The following is a 20,057-nucleotide window of genomic DNA, read 5'->3' on the forward strand; positions in this document are numbered from 1 at the left end:
TGGCCGGGCACGGCCTGGCTGTGCCCACGCCCGGCCACACCGAAGCGACCGGCCTCAGCCGGTCGCGCGCACCGCTCGTTCGTCCTCCCACCGCCGCGCCACGAGCACCGCCGCCCGCTCGGCGACCGCCAGCACGGACGCGCTCGGGGGTGCGGCGACGACCGTCGGCATGACGGAGGCGTCCACGACCCGCAGCCCGCCGGTCCCGTACACGCGCAGCTGCGGGTCGACGACCGCGCCGATCGCGCACGTCCCGGCGAAGTGCAGGAACGTCCCGGTCACCCGCCGCACGTACGCCCGCAGCTCCTCGTCGGACGTGACGCCCGCACCGGGCAGGTGCTCGCCGATCCGCCACCGGGACAACGCGGCCGCCTCGCCCACCTCCCTGGCCCGCCGCAGCCCCGTCACCATGAGGTCGAGGTCGCGCGGGTCGCGGTAGTGGCCGGGGTCGACCAGCGGCACCTCGTGCGGATCGGCGGTCGCGAGCCGCACCGAACCCCGGCTGTGCGGGCGCTGCAACGAGAACATGACGGAGAAGCCGTTGTCCGGCTTGCCGTGCGGCAACGCGAAGTGCGTGAACACCAGCCGCAGGTCCGGGTCCGCGACGGGGTCGCTGCGCAGCAGCACCTGCGGTGTGTCGGGCACCCGCCCGTCGTCGGCGGAGACGCGCGACGTGAACGTGACGTGGCCGAAGGGGTGGTCCTGGAGGTTCTCCCCGACGCCGGGCAGGTCGCGCACGACGTCGATCCCCAGCTCCCGCAACCGGTTCGCCGGTCCGACACCGGACAGCAGCAGCAACTGCGCCGACCCGACCGCACCGGCGGCGAGCAGGACCTCGCGCGAGGCGAACGCGATGCGCGGGCGGCCGTCGACCACGTGCTCGACGCCGGTGCAGCGCCGTCCGGCGAAGAGCAGCTGCCGGGCGCGGACACCGGTGAGGACGGTGAGGTTGGGGCGGCGCAGCGGTTTCAGGTAGGCGGCGAACGGGCTCTGCGGGGTGAAGCCGACGAGGTTGACCTCGGTGCGCGCCACGCCCTCCGCGACCCGGCCGTTGCCGTCGGCGGTGAACGGCGCACCGACCTCTTCCGCCGCGCGGTAGCAGGCGTCGTAGAACGAGCCGGGCTCGGCCATCGGCGCCGGTGACACGACCACCGGGCCGCCACGGCCGCGCCACCGCGGGTCCATGCCCGCGGCGTGCTCGACGCGTTTGAGGTGCGGCAGCAGGGTCTGGAAGTTCCAGCCGGTGGCCCCGGCCGCCTCCCACGCGTCGTAGCTGGAGCGGTGCGCGCGGACGTGAGCCGTGGGCGTGTCCGGGGTGTCGTGGTGGCCGGCTTCGAGCAGCAGGACCGTGTGCGCCGGGTTCTCCGACAGGCGCGCGGCCAGCACGCAGCCCGCCGTGCCACCGCCGACGACGACGAAGTCGTAGTCGCTCATCGCCGCGCTCCTCGACCGGAAACGGGCATGGCGAACAGGGCCAACAGCGTGGCTGGCATCGGTGCTCCCTGGGGTTCGTCGACCGGCCGGCTGGCGGCCCGACGCCACCCACACGGACAGCGGGCCGCGGCGGTTCAGCAGAACCCCGGAAATTTTTTCCGGGAGGTCAGCTCCCGGCGAACACCTCGGTGAACGCCCTCAGCGCGGGGCTGTCCCGCTGCCGGTCGAACACCGCGAACACCACCTCGTCGAAGAAGCGGCACTCCCCCAGCGCGTCGTGGAACGCCCGTGCCACGGTCGCCGGGTCGTTGGCGAACACACCGCAGCCCCACGCGCCCAGGACGAGCCGCCGGTGGCCGTGGGCGGCCGCGACGTGCAGCACCCGGACCGCGCGCCGGCGCAGCTGCCCGGGAACGGCCGGCGCGCGTTCGGGCTGCGTGCGCAGGATCGCGCCCAGGTTCGGCGCGGCCGCGGTGAGGAACGACACCGGGTACGGCCGCGGCAGGAGCTCACCGCGGTCGTCGCGGAACACCGGCACGCCCGGCGAGTGGATGACCCGGTCGCTGTAGGACAGGTCGTCGTGCGCGCGGTGGTGGGCGTAGAAGTCGCCGGCCGCCAGCAGGCACGGGTACAGCGCCGACGCCCTCGCGACGCTCTCCTCCTGGGCCTGCGCGCCGTTCAGGAAACCACCGCCGGGGTTGCGGGCGGAGGCGAACACCAGCGCCGCGACGTCTCCGCCCAGCCGCCGGGTCGCCACCAGCGTCGACTCGGCGGTGACCTCGACGCGCGGCGGACCGCCCTGCTCGGGCAGCGGCACGACGTCTTCGGGGGTGTACAACCGCGTTCCGCTGACCGCCGGGGCGACGTCGACCGGCACGGTTCCCGTCGCGGTGCGGTAAGAACCGCTCTGCGCGATGGCCACGGTCTCGTGGGCGATCGCTCTCAGCCTTGTGCTCATGATGAGCCGATTGTGGCCGCACGGTTTCCGCGCGGCCAAGCGAGTTTCAGCCGGTGCGCGCGTAGTGCTCGGCGACCGCGGCGAACGCCGCCTTGGGTTCCCACGACCCGTCCTCGCGGACCTTCACGATGCCGGGGCTCGCCATGTCGAGGTCGCGCCGCGGGTCACCGGGGCGGTGCGGGAAGTCGTTGAGCGCGAACAGGTACACGAACGCGCTGTCGACCCGTTCCGCCTCGAGGACCGCCAGCACCTCGCGCAGGTACCGCGCCTGTTCGTCCTCGTCGCGCTCGTAGCCGGCCTTGATCCCCACCGGCCGCCCGTCCCGGTCGTGCTCGACAATCTCCATGCTGCGCGGCGCGACCGCACCCGACCCGCGCCACGCCGCCGTGCCGAACCCGGTGATCGCGACCGGTTTCCCCTGCGCCACAACGGACCGGATGCCCTCGGCGTACCGGTCGGCGACCTCGGCCGAGCGGATCAGCTCCAGCGACACGACGTCGAACAGGTCCCAGTCGACCCGTTCGAACGGGATGGCCGCATAGGTGACCCGCCCGTGGAACACCTCGCGCACCCTCGTCACCGCGTCCGCCACGAACTCGTTCAGCCGGGTGGCCGCCTCCGCCATCCGCGCGGGGTTCCCCAGCAGCCGCCCGACGCGGTCCAGGACGTCGTCACCGGGGGTGAACCCGCGGTTCATGATGCTCAGCTCGACACCGGTCACGAACACGACCTCGGCGCCGTCCGCGCGCACCCGTTCCGCCCGCTCGGCGCAGTCGGCGAGCAACGCGGTGAGCTGCTGCGCCGTCAGCTCCAGCGGGTACGGCGAGAACCAGACCTCCAGTCCCAGCTCGGCCGCCCACCGGGCAGCCCGCTCCAGCCGGTCCGGGTCGCCGCCGACCAGGTGCACGGCGGTGCAGTGCAGCTCGTCGCGGATGACCCGCAGGTCACGCCGCACCGCCTCCGGGTCGAACACCGGCAACGAGTTCTCCCCCTTCAGCACGAACCCCGTGCTGTACGCGATTCCCCTGCCCCGCATGGCCGTTCTCCTCCGCGTCGGTCGACGCCGCCGAGAATAGCCGCCATTCTTGCGTACGCGCAAGTTTGCGTGTTCGCATTAAACACCAGCCGAGGAAGGCCAGCCCGAGCCACACGTAGGCGTTGCCGGCGAGGTGCTGCCACCACGTCCACCGCAGCTCGCGATCGGCCTCCTTGGGCAGCCACCAGTGCACGCCGGCCGCGAAGAGCAGCACGACCGCGACGCGCACCCGGCCGTGCAGCAGTGGGACCGCGAGCGCGACCCACGCCCAGTGGTGCGACCAGGACACCGGCGAGACCAGCAGGCCGGTGACGGCGACCGCCACCACGGCGGTCAGGTCGTCCCGCAACCGCGGCAGCACGAGCAGCAGCACCGCGACCACCGCCGCGCACAGCACGACCCACAGCGACTCCGGTGCCTGCGCCCGCACCAGCAGCCCGCGCAGCGACTGGTTCGCCGTGTACGCGAGGCCGCCGACGCGCTGCGGGTCGAGCACGGCGTCGAACCAGAACCGCCGCGACTCCCCCGGCGCCAGCACCCAGCCGACGGCGGCGCAGCCCGCGAACGCCGCCACGGCGGTCGCCACCGCGCGCCACCGCCCGCGGCACAGGAAGAACAGCACGAAGACCGCCGGCGTCAGCTTCACCGCGGCGGCGAGCCCGACCAGCAGCCCGCGCGGCCACGGGGTGCGCGGCAGCAGGCAGTCCAGGGCGACCAGGCCCAGCAGCACGAGGTTGACCTGCCCGAGGTCGAGCCCGCCGCGCACCGGTTCCAGCAGCAGGCACGCCGCCGCCAGCCCGAACCCGGCCCGCGGCACGGTGCCCGGCGCGGCCGCCTGGCTCACCGCGACCTGGCACGCGAGCGTGAACAGCACGATCCCGGCCGCCGCCCACGCCACCGCGGCGACCACGAGCGGCAGCGGTGCCAGCAGGCCGAAGAGAGCGGCGGCGAACGGCGGGTAGGTGAACGGCAACCCCCGCGGGCCGGGGAAGTCCGGTCCGTAGAGGCCCTCGCCCGACCACAGCGCCTCCCCGCCCGCGAGGTACACCCGCAGGTCCAGCGAACCGCCGTGGGGAACGCGTGCCGCCACCCACACCAGCACCCCGGTCGCGACCGCCGCCCACACCCAGCGGAGGTCGATCCGCACCACCCACCGGGTAACCACCTGATCCAGCACCGCCCGCGCCCTCCCGCCGTCCGACGTGGACGAGCGTGCCGATCACCGGCACCCGGCCGGATCGGTCGGCGGGCCGGGAAAAGTCGTGCTTTCAGACGGCAACCCGGGCGGGGGTCGGTCGTTCGGCCGAGGCAGGGGCCGTCCGCCGCTGGTGCGACACTTGCGCACCATGAAGCGATTAGCCGCACTCCTGCCGGCCCTGCTCCTGCTCCAGGCGGCGCCCGCCCTCGCGGCGGACACCCCGTACGCGATGATCCACTCGCCGAGCACGGGCACCTCGGTACCGCTCAACACCCCGCTGGTGCTCGCCGGTGGCGCGGTCAACGGCGAGTCCGGCGGCGTCACCACCGTCGAGTTCTCCTCCGACGGGGTCAACTGGACCTCGCTCGACGCGCGCACCGAGACGTGGTCGACGGTGCTGTTCCCGAGCGTTCCCGGCCCGGTCACGATCTGGGCGCGCGCCCGCACCGCCTCGGCGCTCGGCGCGGTCACCGCCTCGACCACCATCCACGTCGGCGGCAGCACCACCCCGCCGCTGCACGGCGACACCAAGCTGGTCCTGCCGCCGCAGCCGGGCCACCCGGCCGAGCTCGACCCCGACCTCGCCGCCGTCGAGCTCGGCCTGCGCACCCGGTTCGACCGCGCGGGCTCCGTCCCGGCCGTCGTCCTGCGCCGGGGCGGCTACACCGGTCCCGTGACCGCACGGGTCTGGGGACCGGACGGCACGCTGCTCGCGCAGCAGGCCGCGCCCGGTGCCGCGCACTCGCAGCGGATCACCTTCGTCACCCCGGTCCCGGTGCAGCCGGGCGTCGACTACGTCGTCTCCTACTACACACCGGCCGGCGGGTACGTCGCCTCCGAGGGCTACTTCCTCGGCGGCGTGGCGAACGCGCCGTTCTACGCCGGGGTGGAGGCCGGGGTCTACCGCTACGGCGAGGGCGGCGGCTTCCCCACCGAGACGTGGAACGCGAGCAACTACTGGATCGAGCCGATCTTCCGGCCGTGAGCGCAGGCGCCGGTCGCCCGGCGGTGCCGCACCTCGTCGGTACCGCCGGTCAGGTCGAGCAGGCGCACCAGCGCCTCCTCGGACCGCAGCCGTTCGTCGAGGCGGGCGCCGTCCCAGCGCTGACGCAGCAACCGGTCGTGCGATGCCACGACCACCGCGCCGGGGTAGTCCGCGAGCGCCGCCTCCAGCTCCTCCACCAGCGCGGGCGACAGGTGGTTCGTCGGCTCGTCGAGCAGCAGCACGTCCCACTCGGCCCGCAAGAGCCGCGCCAGCGCGAGCCTCCGCCGTTGCCCCACCGACAGCGCGCCCACCGGGGTCGCGAAGTCGTCCTCCCGGAACAACCCCAGCGCCGCCAGTTCGCCGGCGTCACCGCCGAAGGCCGCCAGCACCGGCTGTCGTGGTTGTGCGACAACGGTTTCCTGCGGCAGGTAGCCGACCGCACCGTGCCGCTCGACCGTGCCGCTGTCCGGTCGCAGCACCCCGGCGAGCACGTCGAGCAACGTCGACTTGCCCGCACCGTTCGGCCCGGTCACCAGCAGCCGCTGCCCCGCGTCGACGGTCAGCTCCGCCAGCGCCAGCCGCTCGCCGACCACCACGTCCCGCAGTTCCAGCACCGCGCCCTCGCGCACCGCCGCGTCGAGCGGAGCGTTGAGGTGCAACGGGTCCGGTGGCCTCGGCACGGGTGCGGCGCGCAACCGCTCCAGCCGTTCGGAGGCGCTGCGCACCCGCGTCCGGACGGACGCCTGCACCCGCCGCCCGTCGCCGTTGTACTTGCACTTGTTGTGGTCGGGGATCGGGCGGCCGGGCGCGACCCGGTGCGCTGTCGTGCCACGCCACCGCGTCCAGTGGCCGACCTCGCCCGTCCACTCCGCGTACGCCTGCTCCCACCGCTGCCGCGCGGCCCTGCGTTCGGCGAGGTAGCCCGCGTACCCGGCGCCGTAGCGGGCGGTGGTCCGCCGGTCGCCGTCGACCTCGACGATCGTGGTGGCCACCCGTTCCAGCAGCAGCCGGTCGTGCGTCACCACGACCACCGTGCCGCGGTGGGCCAGCAGCCGTTTCTCCAGCCACCGCAACGCTTCCCCGTCGAGGTGGTTGGTCGGCTCGTCCAGCAGCAACAGCTCCGGTTCCGCCGACAGCACGCCCGCGAGCGCGAGCCGGGCCCGTTGCCCGCCGGACACCGCGCCTAGCTCGCGGTCCCGGCCGATCCCGCCGACCCCGAGCGCCGACATGGCCGCCTCGACCCGCGCGTCGGCCGTGTACCCGCCGCGCAGCTCGAACGCCGTGAGCAGGTCGCCGTACTCCGCGAGCCGCTGCTCCCGCGCCGCGACCGCGATCCGCCGTTCCAGCGACCGGAGGTCGGCCAGCGCGGAGTCGACGGCGTCGCCCACGGTCGCGCCGGGCGGCAGGTCGAGCACCTGCCCGAGGTGCCCGACGCCCTGCGCCACCACGGTGACCTCGCCGTCGTCCGGGGTGTCCACCCCGGCGGCCAGCCGCAGCAACGTCGACTTGCCCGAACCGTTCTCACCGACGACGCCGACCCGCTCGCCCGGCCTGACCGTGAGCGAAACGTCGTCGAACACCCGCCGGTGGGCGAAGCTCTTGCTGATCTTCTTCAGCGTCAACTGACCTGACATGACACCACCCACTACCGAGAGGAGAAGTTCGGATGCACGGATGTGGTGTCAGAAGATCATGTGGTCAAGGCTCCCATACGGTGTACGAGAGCGCAACCGCACACCGGTCCTCGTACCCGGCGAGCCGGTTTCGTCCGTGGCGCTCGGCCGGTCGTTCCTGTGGACAGTGCTGTTCGGCAGGCCGTGACGCGAGTCCACACAGGACCTCGAACCGCCTGCCGGACAACGGTGTCCGGCAGGCGGAAACCGGACCGGTCGCCACCTGCGAAAGTAGGGTCCACAGCCTGCTGACGTAGGTGATCCGGACCACTTCCGCGCAGTATCGTCAGGGAGGTGAAAGCCGCCGGCGACCTGGCACTGGTGCTGCTCGTCGCAGCCCTGGGCACGTGGCGCGAGCTGACCGCGCCCGCACACCTGGTGGCCGCCCCGACCGCCGCCTACCTGGCGGTGCACCTGCTCGCCGCCGCCGCGCTGTGGTGGCGCCGTTCCCGCCCGCTGACCTCGGCCACGGCGGTCGGGCTGCTCTGCCTGCTCGCCCCGAGCTACGCCGCGTTCCCGGTTGCCGTCACGGTCGCCGCCCAGCCCCGCCGCCGCTGGGTCGCCGCCACGCTGCCCGCGGCGTGGGCGCTCGGCGCCTGGTCACCGGACCCCACCACCCCGGCCCTGCTCGTGATCGCCGCCCTCACCGGCCTGCACCAGGGCACCCAGCACCGCCTCAGCCAGGCCCAGGCCGCTCAGGCCCTGCTGCTCGAACAGGCCCGCGCCGACGAACGCACCCGCCTGGCCTCCGAGATGCACGACGTCGTCACCCACCGCCTGAAGCTGGTGGTCCTGCACGCCGGTGCCCTCCGCATGGCCGCGCGGACCGACGCCGTGCGCAGGGCCGCCGACGACCTGCGCACCGCGGGCCTGAAGGCCCTCGACGAGCTGCGCGACCTGGTCGGCGTCCTGCGCGCGGGCCGCACCGCCCGCATCCCGGACGTCCTGCCCGACGAGCTGTCCAGCCTCGTCGCCGCCACCGGCCTCACCGTCACCCTGACCGAGCACGGCGACGCCGACACCGTCTCCCCCGCCGTCCGCCGCACGATGTACCGCGTCGTCCAGGAGTCCCTGACCAACGTCCACAAGCACGCGCCCGGCGCCGAGACCGCCATCACCGTCCACTGTGGACCGAACAGTGTCCGCGCCGTCATCCGCAACACCCCGCCCGCGACCGCCCCCGGTCCTCTGCCGACACCGGGCACCGGCCTGCTCGGCCTGCGCGGCCGCGTGGAGATGGTCGGTGGCACCCTGACCGCCGGCCCGACGTCGGACGGCGGCTACGAGGTGGACGCCGTGCTGCCCGCGTTCGTCCCGACCTAGCTTCACCGGCATCTGCCGGTGCCGTGGACGAGGGCTAGAGCTCGTCGGACGCGCGGGCCGCCCGGCAGGCCAGGTGCACGGCCAGTCGCTCGTCGGCGTTCAGCAGGCTCACCCCGAGCAGCTGCTCCGCCCGGTTGATCCGCTGCGACACGGTGTTGCGGTGCACCTTCAGCCGCACCGCGGCCGACGACGTCACGGACTCCTCGTCGAGGTACACGGCGAGGGTCCGCAGCAGCTGCCCGTCCTCCACCCCCACCAGCGGTTCCAGCAGCCGGGTCGCCTGCTCGACCAACGCCGGCGTCTCGGCCGCCATCGACAGCAACCGCCGCACGCCGAGCTCGTCGATGTGCACGACCTTCGCCGTGCCGGTCATCGCCGCCGCCTCACGCGCCTCCGCGAGCGTCCGCCCGACACCGGCCGCCCCCGGGTGCGGCCGGCCGATGCCCGCCACCAACCGGCTCGGGCCGAGCGCGGCGGCGATCCGCGCGGTCAGCTCGCGGTGCTGCGACTGCGGTGGCTCCGAGTCGTTGGTGAGCCAGAACGACCAGCCCTCCGCACCCTCGACGAGCTGGCCGTGCAGGCCGCGGCGGGACAGCTCGACGCGCAACCGTTCGGTGTGGCCGGGGTCGTGCACACCGGGCACCGGCGGGGGTGCCACCACGTGGACGCCGGTGTGCCAGCCGTCGAGCCGCCACCCCGCGAGCACCGCCTGCTGCACCAGCAGCGGCGGCACGTGGTCACCGGCCGCGAGCAGCTCCGACAGCAGCGAGCCGCGGGAGCGGGCCCTGCGTTCGGTCTCCAGCCGTTCGGCGGCGACCCAGCTGCCCAGCGCCCAGGACGCGACCTGGCTGATCTGCAGCACCGTCTGCGCCCAGCGCCGGTTGCGTCCGCCGGCGTGCACGACGAGCCACAGGTGCACGTGACCGGTGCGGTCGGTCTCCACCGGCACGGCGGCGGCGAAGCCCTCGGCCAGCTCCACGGTCGTCGCGACCGAGCCCACCAGCACGTCGGCGGGCAGGCCCGGTGGGGCCAGGCCCTCGATCGCGGTGCCGTCGGCGCTGATCACCGCGCACGTCACGTGCAGCTCGCCGGACAGGATGGTGACGACCGACCGCGGGTCGGGGCGGGACCGGCCCAGCCGCGCGGTGACGGCGACGAGCAACCGGGCCGCGACCACCTCGGGATGGCGGACCGCGGTGCGCAGCGCGTCGGCCACCAGCAGCGGATCGGCGGCACCGGTCTGCAGCAGCGGCACGCCGAGCCGGTTCGCGAACGACAGCGTCGCGGCGGACGGCGGCTGGTGGGTGCCGGAGACCGGCCGCACCAGCACGACGGCCCGCACGTCCGCGCTGTAGGCCCTGCGCAGCGCCACCTCGACGAGGTACGGCTGGTTCCCGGTCAGGATCACCACGTCACCGGCGGCGCACGCCTCCACCGCGGTCAGGTCCGCCGCCAGCCGCACGTCACCGACCTCGACGTCGAGCCCGCGTCCACCGGCGAGCAGAGAGGCGTCGTCGAGCACGCCGATGTCGAGCAGGTCCCGCACGGTCAGCGCGTCGGCGTCGTCGATCACCGGGCGGCCCCGAAGGGCACGTAGTCGAGGTCGTAGCCGAACGCCCGCGGTTCCACCCGGCCGAGCACGTCGCCGTGCAGCCACTGCGCCGGTGATGGGAGCGCTACCACGTCGACCACGGCGCCGAACGTGAGCCGCTCCGCCGACACCGGCGTGCCCGACTCGGCGTCGAGGCAGCAGAGCAGGTCGGGCGTCGTCACGAGGGTCTCGCCGTCGGCCAGCGCGGCCAGGTACTCGCCCTGCATCTCCAGGCGCACGTAGGCGTCGTCGTCGTCCAGCAGCCGCAGCGCCGCCGTCCCGCGCGGGAAGTCACCGCTCGACTCGCGCCAGACCTCGACGACCTTCCCCCGTGCCACCAGGAACCCGCCCGACTCCGCGGCCCTGTCGGCGACGGGTGCGGTCCGGCGCGACCAGATCTCCCCCAGCCGCAACGCCCGCATCAGCGAGCCCGTCACGCCCGCGCCGAGCGCGTCCCCGAGCCGCAACGGCTTCGCCACCATCATCGCCCAACCGCCGAAGTCGACCATGACCGTGCGCGCGAGCTTCTCGATGCCGGTCGCGTCGAGCACGGCCCGGTTGCCGCCGGGTTCGGTGATGGCCAACGGGGTCGTGGGCAGCCCGGCCGCGTCGTAGGTCGTCTGGTCGATCCGTGGGAACGCTCTCCCCATCCCGTCCACGTCGACGTACGGCAGGCCCAGCCGCGCGGCCAGGATGAGCGGCAGCAGGCCGTTGCACCCGCCGACCTCCCACCCGATCACGGCGGTCACGGCCGTGTCGTCGTGGCCCCGCAACGCCTTGAGCGCCTCCTCCGCCTCCCGGCCGGACGGCAGCTTCTCGATCACCACCGACGGCGCACCGATCAGCCCGACCCGCGCGCCGTGCCCGTCCGGGTCCGCCTCCTCCGGCGACAGGACGGTGACCGGGCCGCTCTCCCGCAACTGCTGGCGCAACATGGCCGCGAAGGCGTGCGTCTCGCGTTCCCCGCCGCCCCCACCGCTGCCGAGCACGACCACGCCCAGCGCGAGCCGGTCGACCTCGTCGGGCTGGAGCAGGTGCATGCGCGGAACAGTAGTGCCGCGCCGTGCGGGCGAGAAGCTCCCGCGACGGCGCGTCCGGGGCGGTCAGGCCGGTCCGAGCGGCTCGTACCCGTGCGGGTAGCCGAACGCCGACGGGCCCACCAGCGCAAGCCCCTCCGGCGTCCGCCAGCGCGGGTGGCACGGCGCTCCCACGACGACCACGCGCTGCCCGTACCGCAGCCGCTCGCCGGGGACCGGTTCGCCGTCGGCCTCCAGCACGCAGATCAGGTCGGGCACGGACGCCACCACCACGTCGTCGAGGGTGGCCACGAGGTGCTCGTTCTGGAACGCGAGCCGGCAGCGCGACCCGTCGTGCGCGCCGGACCCCTCCAGCAGCGCCTCGCCCCTGGCGAAGCCGGGGTCGTTCTCCCGCAGCACGCCGGCCACCTTGCCGGTGAACAGCACCCGCCCGCCGAGGTGGTCCGCCACGGCCGCGCACGGGTCGGCGTGGTCGCGCCGCGCCTGCTCGACGAGCCGCCCGAGCCGGGCCGCGCGGGTCAGCGTGCGCGGGATGACGGTGCCGCGGGCCTGCGCACCGGACATCGGGAAGCTGCACAGGACCGCCGTGCAGCCCATCCTGACCGCCGCCGAGCGCGCGAGCCGTTCCGCCCAGTGGTTGTCGAGCACGTCGAGGACGACCGAGTTGCCCTTCTCGTCCGCGACCGCGAGCGGCTTGGCCGGCACGCCGTCGAGCGTGCACACCACCATCTGCACCATCGGGAACGCGCGGCCCATGCAGTCCGCGTCCAGCACCGGCAGCCCGAGCGCGGCGGCGACCGGGAACGGCGCCAGCGAGTTCATCCCGCCGACCTCGATCGGCAGCACGTGCGTGATCGGGCGGCCCAGCTCCCGTTGCAGGGTCCGGAAAGCCGTCACCGCCTCGGTGCCGGAGGGCAGCTTCTCGACCATCACGGTCGGGGCGCCGATCATGCCGATGCCGGCCACCAGCGCGTCGTCGGGCACCTCGTGCGGCTCGACCGCGAGCACCGGCCCGTGCTCCCGCAGCGCCTGTTCCGCCACGAGCCGCCCGATGTAGGGGTCGCCACCGCCGCCCGCGCCCAGGATCGCCGCGCCACGGGCGAGGTACCGCAGCTCCTCGACTCCGATCTCACGCACGGGCCCTCCTCGGCAGGCCCTCCAGCACGAGATCGCCCACGGCCCGTGCGCGCACTCTGCTCGCGTTGCCCGGCAGGTAGGCCAACGGGATCTCCTCGACCTCCACGATCCGCACGGTGTCCGCCTTCGCGCCCGCGGCCACCGCCTTGTCCACGGCCTCCTGCCTGGCCGCGTCGAGCACGTCGCCGCGCCGTGCCGGGTCGATCGTGAACACGCGGTCCACCTCGCCGCCGACCTGCGCGATCGCCGCGCCGATGGCGTTGGCGAACCCGTGGTGCTCCGGCCGGACGAGCTCGCTGACACCGGCGAGCTCCTCCGGCACCAGGACGCTGCCGCCCCCGACCAGCACGACCGGCACCGGCGTCGGGCTCGCGCGCATCCGGTCGACCAGCCCGGTGATGCGCTCGCCGGCGTGGCCGAGCACCGCGGTCACCAGCGAGCGGTCCAGGTGGCGCACGAGCGAGGCGTCGCCGATGTCCGCGCGCCCGGCGGCGACGGCGACGTCCGTGGCCGTCAGCGTGTCGCCGCCGAACACCAGGGCCTTCTGCGCCAACCGGAATCCGACGCTGTCCGGTCCGACGAGGACGCCGTCGCGTTCCCGCACGACGCTGCCGCCGCCGAGGCCGACCGACAGCACGTCGGGCATCCGGAAGTTCGTGCGCACCCCGCTGATCTGCACCTGGGAGGAGGCCTCGCGCGGGAAACCGTTGTGCAGCACGCCGACGTCGGTCGTGGTGCCGCCGACGTCGACCACCACGCACTCGTCCAGCCCGGACAGGAACGCGCCGCCGCGCATCGAGTTCGTCGGCCCGGAGGAGAAGGTGGCGACCGGGTAGCAGCGTGCGTGCTCCAGGTCCATCAGCGTGCCGTCGTTCTGGCTGAGGAAGAGCGGCGCGTCGATGCCCTGTGCCGCCAACGACTCCACGAGCCCGTCGGCGATCTGCGCGGCGAGCTCGCGCAGCGCGGCGTTGATGATCGTCGCGTTCTCCCGCTCCAGCAGGCCGAGCCGGCCGAGCTCGTGGGAGAAGCTGACCACCAGGTCCGGCACCTCGGCGGTGAGGACCTCCGCCGCCTGGCGTTCGAGGTCGCCGTCGACGAGCGAGAACACCGAGGAGATCGCGACCGACCGCACGCCCTTCGCGGCGATGTCGGCGGCCACCGCGCGCAGCTCGTCGTGGTCGAGCGGCGAGATCAGCCGGCCGTCGTACTCGTACCCGCCGTGGCACAGGTAGGCGTGCCCGCCGATCACCCGCCGCAGCCGGTCCGGCCAGTCGACGAACGGCGGAAGTGCTTTCGTGGCGGGAAGTCCGAGCCGCACGGCCGCGGTCTGCGCGAGGCCCCTGCCCTCGACGACGGCGTTGACGAAGTGCGTGGTGCCGATCATGACCGCCCGCACGGCCGCGGGTTCGAACGCGCACGCCGCCCGCAGCCCGCCGACCGCGGCGACGATGCCGGTGGTGACGTCGGCGGTCGTGGTTCTCTTGCACTCGGCCAGGACGCGGCGTCCGTCAACGAGAACGGCATCGGTGTTCGTGCCGCCGACGTCGATACCGATGTGCATGTACGAACCCCTCAGACAGCGGTCGCTTCCCCGGCCACCCTACGGTTCGTGGCACGCCTGCACCGCATGCGCAGCAGGTCCAACCGGCCAGCTGAGACGTAGAGCGCGAACGCGAGCAGGAGCGCGTTCACACTGGGCTGGCCGAACGGGACGAGCTCGCCGACGACGGCGGAGGCGGGCCAGATGACCACGGTCGCGGGCACCCACGACGGCGCCGACCTGGGCACGCGCGGCCGGGTGGAGATGATCTCGTTGCGCCACCGCCGCACCACGTAGTACTCGGCGATCATGATCCCGGCGACCGGCGGGAACACCACGCCGAGCAGCACCAGGAAGTGCGTGAACTGGTGCAGGATTCCCGCTGCGGCCAGGAAGCTGCCCGCGCAGCCGGCCACGACGGTCACCTGCGCCCGGCTGATCCGCCGGTCGAACACCGCGTCGAAGAAGTTGCCGAGCCCGAGCGAGGCGGAGCGGAGGTTCCAGTCGTTGACCTTCAGCACCACCGCGACGACGACCAGCACGCCGACCCAGCCGCCCGACCGGCTGACCGCGCCCATGACGTCGGTGGTGCCGAGCCCGTGCGCGAGGAGCACGCCCGCGCACCCGGCGACCCACTGCCCGGCCGTGACGCCGAGGACGGTCTGCTTCACCACGTCCGCCGTGGACCGGTTGAACCTGGTGGTGTCCGGCGCGATCGCGGCACCGAGGACGAAGCTGCCGACGACCAGCGTGACCGCGGTCGGCAGGCCGATCCCCAGTCCCGGCGCCGGTGCCGCCACCGCCGCGGGGACGTCGGCGACGTTCGCGTGCACGACCCAGAAGACGAGGAGGAGATAGGCGGGCACGGTCAGGTAGGCCGTCCACGCCCTCCACCGCACGCCGAAAGCGGCGATGACGGTGACCGCGAGCCCGAACACCAGCGACCACACCGGCGCCGGCAGTCCCGCGACCCCGGCGAGCGCCACCCCGGCGAGCCCCGTCTGCACCCCGAACCACCCGGTGGCGGCGAGTGCGACGACCAGCCCGAGCACGGCCGACCCGGCGTGCCCGAACCCGGTCCAGCGGCTGAGGACCGCCGTGGGGAGCCCTTCGCGTTGCCCGATCACGCCGACCGCGATCGCGAGGACGTTGAGCAGCACGGCGCCGATCGTCAGCGCGAGGAACGCGTCCCAGAACTCCATGCCGAACCCGAGGGTCGCGCCCAGCAGCAACTGGCTCAGCGCGGAAGTCTGCCCGAAGCGCTGGGTCGCGACCGACAACCACGGGTGCCGCGCCTGGTCAGGGACACGGGTGAGGGTCTGGTCGTCATGTCCGAGAAGAGCGGCCATGATCGTCCCTCCGCCCTGTGATCGACAACTCGGACAGTAATGGCGGAGTCACGATCGAGCTACAGACAATCTGCACAGTCGGCCGAACCAGCACGTTGCGATTCGCACAGCCCTAATTCATGGCGAGCCCGATGCGCCTGCGCGCCACCAGCCGCGTGTGGTGCACGTCCGCGCTCACCGCGAGCCCCGGCCGCCGTTCGAACCGGTCGTAGCTGCGGGAAAGCAGCCAGTGCGCCGCTTCCGGTGGAATCGCCTGGAGCCGCACCTGCTCCTCCACCCGCGCCAGCGTCTCCTGCACCTGCCGCGTCAGGAACGCGTGCCGCGTGAGGCTCCCGCTGATTTCGTCGATCATGAAAACCATGGCGTGCGGCTCGTCGTCATAGGCATAGGTGCACATCAGTGCGAGATAGCCCGCGTCGATCGAGCGGTCCCCGATCCAGCACTCCCCGAACACGAGCCGCCCGAGGTCCCACGGCGGCCGTTCCTGCTCCCGCGCAGCCTCCCGCGCCCACGCCCCGACCCGTCCCGGCACCAGGTGCCCCAGCGCCGTGAGCAACGCCCCGCTGCGCCGGCTGGGCAGGTCGGCCAGGTGCCGGACGACGACCTCCCAGAACTGCTCGTCGTGCGCCACCGCCCCCACCGCGGCACTGACCCGCAGCTCGACCTCCAACGGGTCCGTGAGCTGCGGCAACGGCCGTCCGACGGCCACCACCGCCTGCTGCACCGGGTTCAGCCTCGTCCGCACGGCCGGAGGTTAGCCCGATCGGCGCAACAGCACGCCGTTGTTGCTCCCCGGCGCCCCCTGGTTCACCACATCGTGATCACCGCGCGCAGCCCGTCGACCAGCACGTCCCCCGGAACCTCGAACCGCACCCCGCCCTGCGCGCCGATCACCACCACGACCGGTTCCGCGACCGCGTCGGCGACCACCGCCAGCTCGACCCCGCTGAACCGCTGCCAGTGCGGCGGCCAGTCCGGCGGCACCGCCTTCTCCGACGCGAACGCGTCGATGACGTTCCCGCGCATCACCACGTGCTCCCGCGCCCTGCGCGCCGGGTCCGCGGGCAGCACCAGCTCGGCGGCCAGCACCGCGTCGACCAGCTCCCGCTTCTCCGCCCGCCCGTGCTGCACGAGGTACATCAACGACTCCAGGTCGTTGTCGAAGACCAGCTCCTTCGCCCGGTACCGCGGGTTCGGCACGTACTGCCCGGTGATCTCCCCGCGTTCGTCGACGAGGTAGCGCCCGACCACCGCCTCGGCCACGACCCGGTCGTACGCGGGATCCACCACGTGCAACCAGTTGTTGGGCACGAGCCGCGCCCGTTCCCGCATCTCCCTCGTCACCAGCGGCATGAACATGCACGCATTGTGCCGAACCGTGCGCGGAGAGTCGTGAGGAATGAGAACATCCGAACCGTGACCGACCCGTACGAGTACCTCGCGTCCTTCGAACAGCGCCTCGCCCAGGCCCAGGAACAGGCCACCGCGATCCAGACCGCGTTCCGCGACTCCCGCACCGAAGCCCACAGCCCCGACGGCTCGGTCGCCGTCACCGTCGGCTCCGGCGGCCGCATCGAGTCCCTGCACCTCACCCCGCGCGCCGACGACCTCGGCCACACCACCCTGGCCCGCACCATCATGGACACCATCCGCCGCGCCCAGGTCGAAGCCGCCCGCAAGATCGAGACCACCCTCCAGCCCGTCCTCGGCGACGGCGAGGGCATGGCCTTCCTGCGCGAACAGATCGACCGGGGCATCGCCGTGATCGACCCGGCGGGCACCGTCTCCGAACCACCCGGCCGCCCTGCCCCGCCGCAGGGCGACGACGACGACTTCGGCGGGAACTCGGTGCTGCGATGACCGGCTTCCACACGCAGGCCGACACCGTCGCCGCCCACGGCAAGATGCTCGTCGGTCAACTCACCCCGTCCCTGCAGGAAGCCGTCTCCGCCGCGCAGGTGAGCCTCGGCCCCACCGTGATGGGCGAGCTGTGCCAGGTGTGGTCGTTCATCTTCAACGAGGAGCTCGACGAGGCGAAGGCCCTGCTCGCCGCCCTCCCCCAGGCCGTCGAGGCCACCGGTGACGAGCTGTGCTCGACCGCCGAGACCTACCACCGAGCCGAAGAGGGCAACCGCACCGCTCTGGAGGGGACGGACCGATGACGAACCCGCTGATCAAGCAGGCTGAGCCGGACAACAAGAAGTTCACCGGCGCCGGCATCCTCGACACGGGCGAGGACCTCGTCAAACCGTTCGCAGAAGGCAAGGCGATCGATCCGGTGGCGCTCGGCATCGACGGCGCCGCGATGGTGCTGGACGCAGCCGGCTTCCTCACGGACCCGCTGGGCACACTCGCCTCGTCCACCGTCGGCTGGATCATCGAGAACGTCGGCTTCGTGCGCGAGGCGTTCGACAAGCTCGCGGGTGATCCGCCGGCGATCGAGGCCATCGGCACCACGTGGGAGAACATCGCGAAGCGGCTGAAGGACGAAGCCGACGGTTACGAGAAGGGCTCGAAGTCGCTCGACGAATGGACCGGCGACGCGGCCGACGCGTATCGGACCCGCTGCGCGAGCCTGGTCGCCCACCTCCGCGGCTCCTCGGAAGCCGCAGCGGCCGCCGCGAACAAGGTAAAGGTGGCTGGTGCGGTGGTCGCCGCCACGCGAGCCCTCATCCGGGACCTGCTGGCCGACCTCGCCGGAACCTTGCTGATGTGGGGCATTCCGGCGGCGGCATCAGCAGTCCCGACCGCAGGAGCATCGATCGCCGCCTTCATCACGCGTGCCATCACCAAAGCCGTCGAGATCGGCACCAAGATCGCGCGGTTCGTCGCGAAGCTCTTCAAAGCGCTGGAGAAGCTCGCCTCGTTGGCGAAGAGGGCAGGCCAGGCCATGCGCAAGCAGGCCGACGACCTCGCGGCGTTGAGCAAGCAGATGCCGAACAGCCGGCACGGCAACCAGCGCGCGGCCGAACTCGCCTCCGACTCCGCCACGAAGGTGTCCAAGGCGGATTCCCTCGACAACGTCGGTGACTCGCTCGGCAACGCGAGCAGGCGCGTGCAGGACGGCGTGGACAACTCGCTGAACAAGATCGACGATGTGGCGCAGCGCACGACCAGGAAGGTCGACGAATGGGCCGCCCGCGTGAAGGAGAACGGCCCAGCGCGCAAGCAGAAGATCAAAGAAATCTACGAGACGCTGAACCAGCCGCCCCTGTCCACGAAGCAGAGGAACATGGGCGACCCGCTCGGCTCTGCCGCCAGCGCCGCGGACAAGATCGACGCGCCGTTGAGCAAGGGCATTCTCGACGGCCAGAACTGGGTTCGCGCGGTGGCCAGCAAGGACCTCCGCCACCTGATCCCCAACCTCGGCGACCTGGTGCACCCGGCCAAAGAACTCTCCAAGGAGCTGAACAAGGCCGAAGGCGGCGGTCACAAGGAGCCGGGAGCGGGCCGGTGACCAAACGAATCGTCCTCGCCGCCGTCCTGTGGGTCGTCGCCCTCTACACCGCCCAAGCCGCCACCCTGTTCTTCGACGGCGACGCGGCCTCCGGCGGAGAGCCGAAGGGCTACGCCCAGGACATCTCCTGCACCCGCAACTGGTACGCCTTCGGCCTGCTCTGGTACTGCGACGCCACAATCGTGGCCGACGACGGCAAGCGCTACCCGTACAGCAGCAAGAACTCACTCCTCACTCCGGCAGACATCGGCGAGCGGGTGCCGATGACCAGCACCATGATCCGCACCGGCGGCAGGTCGTCCCAGGCCAGCGCGGAATGGGGGCTCGCCCGGCGCGTGGAACCCAACAAGGCGGCCTACGTCCTGTGCCTCATGGGCACCCCGGGCATCGCCCTCCTCATCACCTTCCGCATGTTCCGCGACAAGAAGAAGCCGGTGTCGTGAAAGGACACCACCAACGCTGGCTCGCCCTGGTCTGGCTGGCCCTCTGCACCTACGCCGCCGCCTTCCTCTTCCTGTTCTGGGAGGACCACGGCCCGAAGGGCAGTCCTGTCGCCCAAGCCGACCACATCGAGTGCGACCGCAACTGGCTGCTGCTCGGCACCCGCTGGAGCTGCAGCGCCATCGTCACCGACAACGGCGTGCGGCACCGGCACACCAGCGACTCCTCGCTCCTCACCCCCGCCGACACGTCCGTCTCCGTGCAAAGGCTCGACCACGGCCACTACGTCCCGGCCCGCGCCTCGTTCACCCCCGCACCGTGGCCCACCATGGGTGCGGTGGTGCTCATCGCCGCCGGCCTCGTCGGCTCCGGCATCGCCTGGCAGAACAGCCGCATCGGTCCTCCGCCGCGCCGCGCGGAAGTGCGCCGCCTCCGCCGGGATGCGCCCCGGTACGTCGCCGCGGGACTGCTGGCCCTCGCCGCCGTCCACTTCACCCACGGCCTGTTCATCGCCGCCCGCGCCGACTTCTGGCCCCGTCCCGTCGAGGGCACCGGCACCGCCACCTCGTGCGACCGCGACTGGCGCTACCTGTCCGCCACCTGGCGCTGCACCGTCGACATCACCGCCGGCACCGGCGAGAAGGTCACGCAGACGATGGCCCACTCGCAGTTCACCGAGGTCGGCCGGCCGCAGCCCGTGACGCTCATCGGCACCACGTGGGAGGTGGCCGACCAGCCCTTCGAGCACCGGTTCGCCAAGACGGCGCTGGTCCTCCTGCTGGCAGGCGGCGTCGCCCTGCTCGCCAAGCCGCTCTACGACCTGTCGCGCATCCGCGACCTGGAGCACCCCGGTCTGCCCCGGCAGCCGCTTCCGCCGACAACGGGCTGACGGCCCACG

At 73.0% G+C, this 20,057-nt stretch carries 18 protein-coding genes and 1 pseudogene; 7 read left to right on the forward strand and 12 right to left on the reverse strand.

Annotated features, from left to right (window positions below; genetic code table 11):
• Positions 1 to 54: 54 nt before the first annotated feature.
• From ACZ7CF_RS31665 to ACZ7CF_RS31680, 4 genes are all read right to left on the reverse strand, one after another.
• Positions 55 to 1,434, reverse strand: coding sequence for a GMC family oxidoreductase (locus ACZ7CF_RS31665; RefSeq protein WP_470371298.1), 1,380 nt, complete (start codon positions 1,432 to 1,434; stop codon positions 55 to 57).
• 166 nt (positions 1,435 to 1,600) lie between these two features.
• On the reverse strand, positions 1,601 to 2,392 hold the full coding sequence (locus tag ACZ7CF_RS31670; RefSeq protein WP_470371299.1) for a TIGR02452 family protein: 792 nt from the start codon (positions 2,390 to 2,392) through the stop codon (positions 1,601 to 1,603).
• Between the two features lie 46 nt (positions 2,393 to 2,438).
• Positions 2,439 to 3,428 (reverse strand): hypothetical protein, encoded by a 990-nt coding sequence (locus ACZ7CF_RS31675; RefSeq protein ID WP_470371300.1) that lies wholly within the window; start codon positions 3,426 to 3,428, stop codon positions 2,439 to 2,441.
• The gene (locus tag ACZ7CF_RS31680) at positions 3,337 to 4,575 is read right to left on the reverse strand and encodes a glycosyltransferase 87 family protein (protein ID WP_470371301.1); all 1,239 of its coding nucleotides are present in this window, start codon (positions 4,573 to 4,575) and stop codon (positions 3,337 to 3,339) included. Before ACZ7CF_RS31680 ends, ACZ7CF_RS31675 begins: the two co-directional genes overlap by 92 nt.
• Before the next feature lie 199 nt (positions 4,576 to 4,774).
• Between ACZ7CF_RS31680 and ACZ7CF_RS31685 the strand changes: the two genes are divergently transcribed.
• Positions 4,775 to 5,611 carry a DUF4082 domain-containing protein gene (locus ACZ7CF_RS31685; RefSeq protein ID WP_470371302.1) on the forward strand — a complete coding sequence of 279 codons (837 nt, stop codon included), beginning with the start codon at positions 4,775 to 4,777 and terminating at the stop codon, positions 5,609 to 5,611.
• Positions 5,612 to 5,709: 98 nt separating this feature from the next.
• Here the strand turns inward: ACZ7CF_RS31685 and ACZ7CF_RS31690 are convergent.
• A pseudogene (locus tag ACZ7CF_RS31690) lies at positions 5,710 to 7,245 on the reverse strand (ABC-F family ATP-binding cassette domain-containing protein); the annotation flags it as partial.
• A gap of 333 nt (positions 7,246 to 7,578) precedes the next feature.
• Here ACZ7CF_RS31690 and ACZ7CF_RS31695 point away from each other — a divergent pair.
• Positions 7,579 to 8,607 (forward strand): sensor histidine kinase, encoded by a 1,029-nt coding sequence (locus tag ACZ7CF_RS31695; RefSeq protein WP_360400702.1) that lies wholly within the window; start codon positions 7,579 to 7,581, stop codon positions 8,605 to 8,607.
• 34 nt (positions 8,608 to 8,641) lie between these two features.
• On the opposite strand, the gene ACZ7CF_RS31700 is transcribed toward ACZ7CF_RS31695, so the two are convergent.
• The 7 genes from ACZ7CF_RS31700 to ACZ7CF_RS31730 form a co-directional block, all read right to left on the reverse strand.
• On the reverse strand, positions 8,642 to 10,180 hold the full coding sequence (locus tag ACZ7CF_RS31700) for a helix-turn-helix domain-containing protein (RefSeq protein ID WP_360400699.1): 1,539 nt from the start codon (positions 10,178 to 10,180) through the stop codon (positions 8,642 to 8,644).
• On the reverse strand, positions 10,177 to 11,238 hold the full coding sequence (locus ACZ7CF_RS31705) for a DUF917 domain-containing protein (RefSeq protein ID WP_360400696.1): 1,062 nt from the start codon (positions 11,236 to 11,238) through the stop codon (positions 10,177 to 10,179). The genes ACZ7CF_RS31700 and ACZ7CF_RS31705 overlap by 4 nt, the downstream gene beginning before the upstream one ends.
• Positions 11,239 to 11,301: 63 nt before the next feature.
• On the reverse strand, positions 11,302 to 12,372 hold the full coding sequence (locus ACZ7CF_RS31710) for a DUF917 domain-containing protein (protein WP_470371303.1): 1,071 nt from the start codon (positions 12,370 to 12,372) through the stop codon (positions 11,302 to 11,304).
• Entirely contained in the window at positions 12,365 to 13,933 is a 1,569-nt protein-coding gene (locus tag ACZ7CF_RS31715; RefSeq protein ID WP_360400690.1) for a hydantoinase/oxoprolinase family protein, read from the reverse strand. The genes ACZ7CF_RS31710 and ACZ7CF_RS31715 overlap by 8 nt, the downstream gene beginning before the upstream one ends.
• An 11-nt stretch (positions 13,934 to 13,944) precedes the next feature.
• Complete coding sequence (locus tag ACZ7CF_RS31720; RefSeq protein WP_470371304.1) at positions 13,945 to 15,261, reverse strand: purine-cytosine permease family protein; 1,317 nt, start codon at positions 15,259 to 15,261, stop codon at positions 13,945 to 13,947.
• 112 nt (positions 15,262 to 15,373) lie between these two features.
• Positions 15,374 to 16,006: a hypothetical protein gene (locus tag ACZ7CF_RS31725; RefSeq protein WP_470371305.1), complete on the reverse strand. Its 633-nt coding sequence runs from the start codon at positions 16,004 to 16,006 to the stop codon at positions 15,374 to 15,376.
• A gap of 62 nt (positions 16,007 to 16,068) precedes the next feature.
• Positions 16,069 to 16,620 (reverse strand): hypothetical protein, encoded by a 552-nt coding sequence (locus ACZ7CF_RS31730; RefSeq protein ID WP_360400682.1) that lies wholly within the window; start codon positions 16,618 to 16,620, stop codon positions 16,069 to 16,071.
• A gap of 57 nt (positions 16,621 to 16,677) precedes the next feature.
• On the opposite strand from ACZ7CF_RS31730, the gene ACZ7CF_RS31735 reads away from it, so the two are divergent.
• From ACZ7CF_RS31735 to ACZ7CF_RS31755, 5 genes are read left to right on the forward strand one after another with little or no spacing between them, the layout of a single operon-like run.
• Entirely contained in the window at positions 16,678 to 17,121 is a 444-nt protein-coding gene (locus tag ACZ7CF_RS31735) for a YbaB/EbfC family nucleoid-associated protein (protein WP_360400679.1), read from the forward strand.
• Positions 17,118 to 17,423 carry a hypothetical protein gene (locus ACZ7CF_RS31740; RefSeq protein ID WP_470371306.1) on the forward strand — a complete coding sequence of 102 codons (306 nt, stop codon included), beginning with the start codon at positions 17,118 to 17,120 and terminating at the stop codon, positions 17,421 to 17,423. The genes ACZ7CF_RS31735 and ACZ7CF_RS31740 overlap by 4 nt, the downstream gene beginning before the upstream one ends.
• On the forward strand, positions 17,420 to 18,718 hold the full coding sequence (locus ACZ7CF_RS31745) for a hypothetical protein (RefSeq protein ID WP_470371307.1): 1,299 nt from the start codon (positions 17,420 to 17,422) through the stop codon (positions 18,716 to 18,718). The genes ACZ7CF_RS31740 and ACZ7CF_RS31745 overlap by 4 nt, the downstream gene beginning before the upstream one ends.
• Positions 18,715 to 19,161, forward strand: coding sequence for a DUF6346 domain-containing protein (locus ACZ7CF_RS31750; protein WP_470371308.1), 447 nt, complete (start codon positions 18,715 to 18,717; stop codon positions 19,159 to 19,161). Before ACZ7CF_RS31745 ends, ACZ7CF_RS31750 begins: the two co-directional genes overlap by 4 nt.
• Positions 19,158 to 20,048 carry a hypothetical protein gene (locus ACZ7CF_RS31755; RefSeq protein ID WP_470371309.1) on the forward strand — a complete coding sequence of 297 codons (891 nt, stop codon included), beginning with the start codon at positions 19,158 to 19,160 and terminating at the stop codon, positions 20,046 to 20,048. Before ACZ7CF_RS31750 ends, ACZ7CF_RS31755 begins: the two co-directional genes overlap by 4 nt.
• Positions 20,049 to 20,057 lie beyond the last annotated feature (9 nt).

It is taken from the genome of Lentzea sp. NPDC036955 (assembly GCF_055608005.1).

Coding starts and splice junctions, on each gene's coding strand:
- ACZ7CF_RS31685 (WP_470371302.1), top strand. CDS start 4,775: ATGAAGCGATTAGCCGCACTCCTGCCGGCCCTGCTCCTGCTCCAGGCG.
- ACZ7CF_RS31715 (WP_360400690.1), bottom strand. CDS start 13,933: ATGCACATCGGTATCGACGTCGGCGGCACGAACACCGATGCCGTTCTC.
- ACZ7CF_RS31665 (WP_470371298.1), bottom strand. CDS start 1,434: ATGAGCGACTACGACTTCGTCGTCGTCGGCGGTGGCACGGCGGGCTGC.
- ACZ7CF_RS31670 (WP_470371299.1), bottom strand. CDS start 2,392: ATGAGCACAAGGCTGAGAGCGATCGCCCACGAGACCGTGGCCATCGCG.
- ACZ7CF_RS31740 (WP_470371306.1), top strand. CDS start 17,118: ATGACCGGCTTCCACACGCAGGCCGACACCGTCGCCGCCCACGGCAAG.
- ACZ7CF_RS31720 (WP_470371304.1), bottom strand. CDS start 15,261: ATGGCCGCTCTTCTCGGACATGACGACCAGACCCTCACCCGTGTCCCT.
- ACZ7CF_RS31675 (WP_470371300.1), bottom strand. CDS start 3,428: ATGCGGGGCAGGGGAATCGCGTACAGCACGGGGTTCGTGCTGAAGGGG.
- ACZ7CF_RS31705 (WP_360400696.1), bottom strand. CDS start 11,238: ATGCACCTGCTCCAGCCCGACGAGGTCGACCGGCTCGCGCTGGGCGTG.
- ACZ7CF_RS31745 (WP_470371307.1), top strand. CDS start 17,420: ATGACGAACCCGCTGATCAAGCAGGCTGAGCCGGACAACAAGAAGTTC.
- ACZ7CF_RS31730 (WP_360400682.1), bottom strand. CDS start 16,620: ATGTTCATGCCGCTGGTGACGAGGGAGATGCGGGAACGGGCGCGGCTC.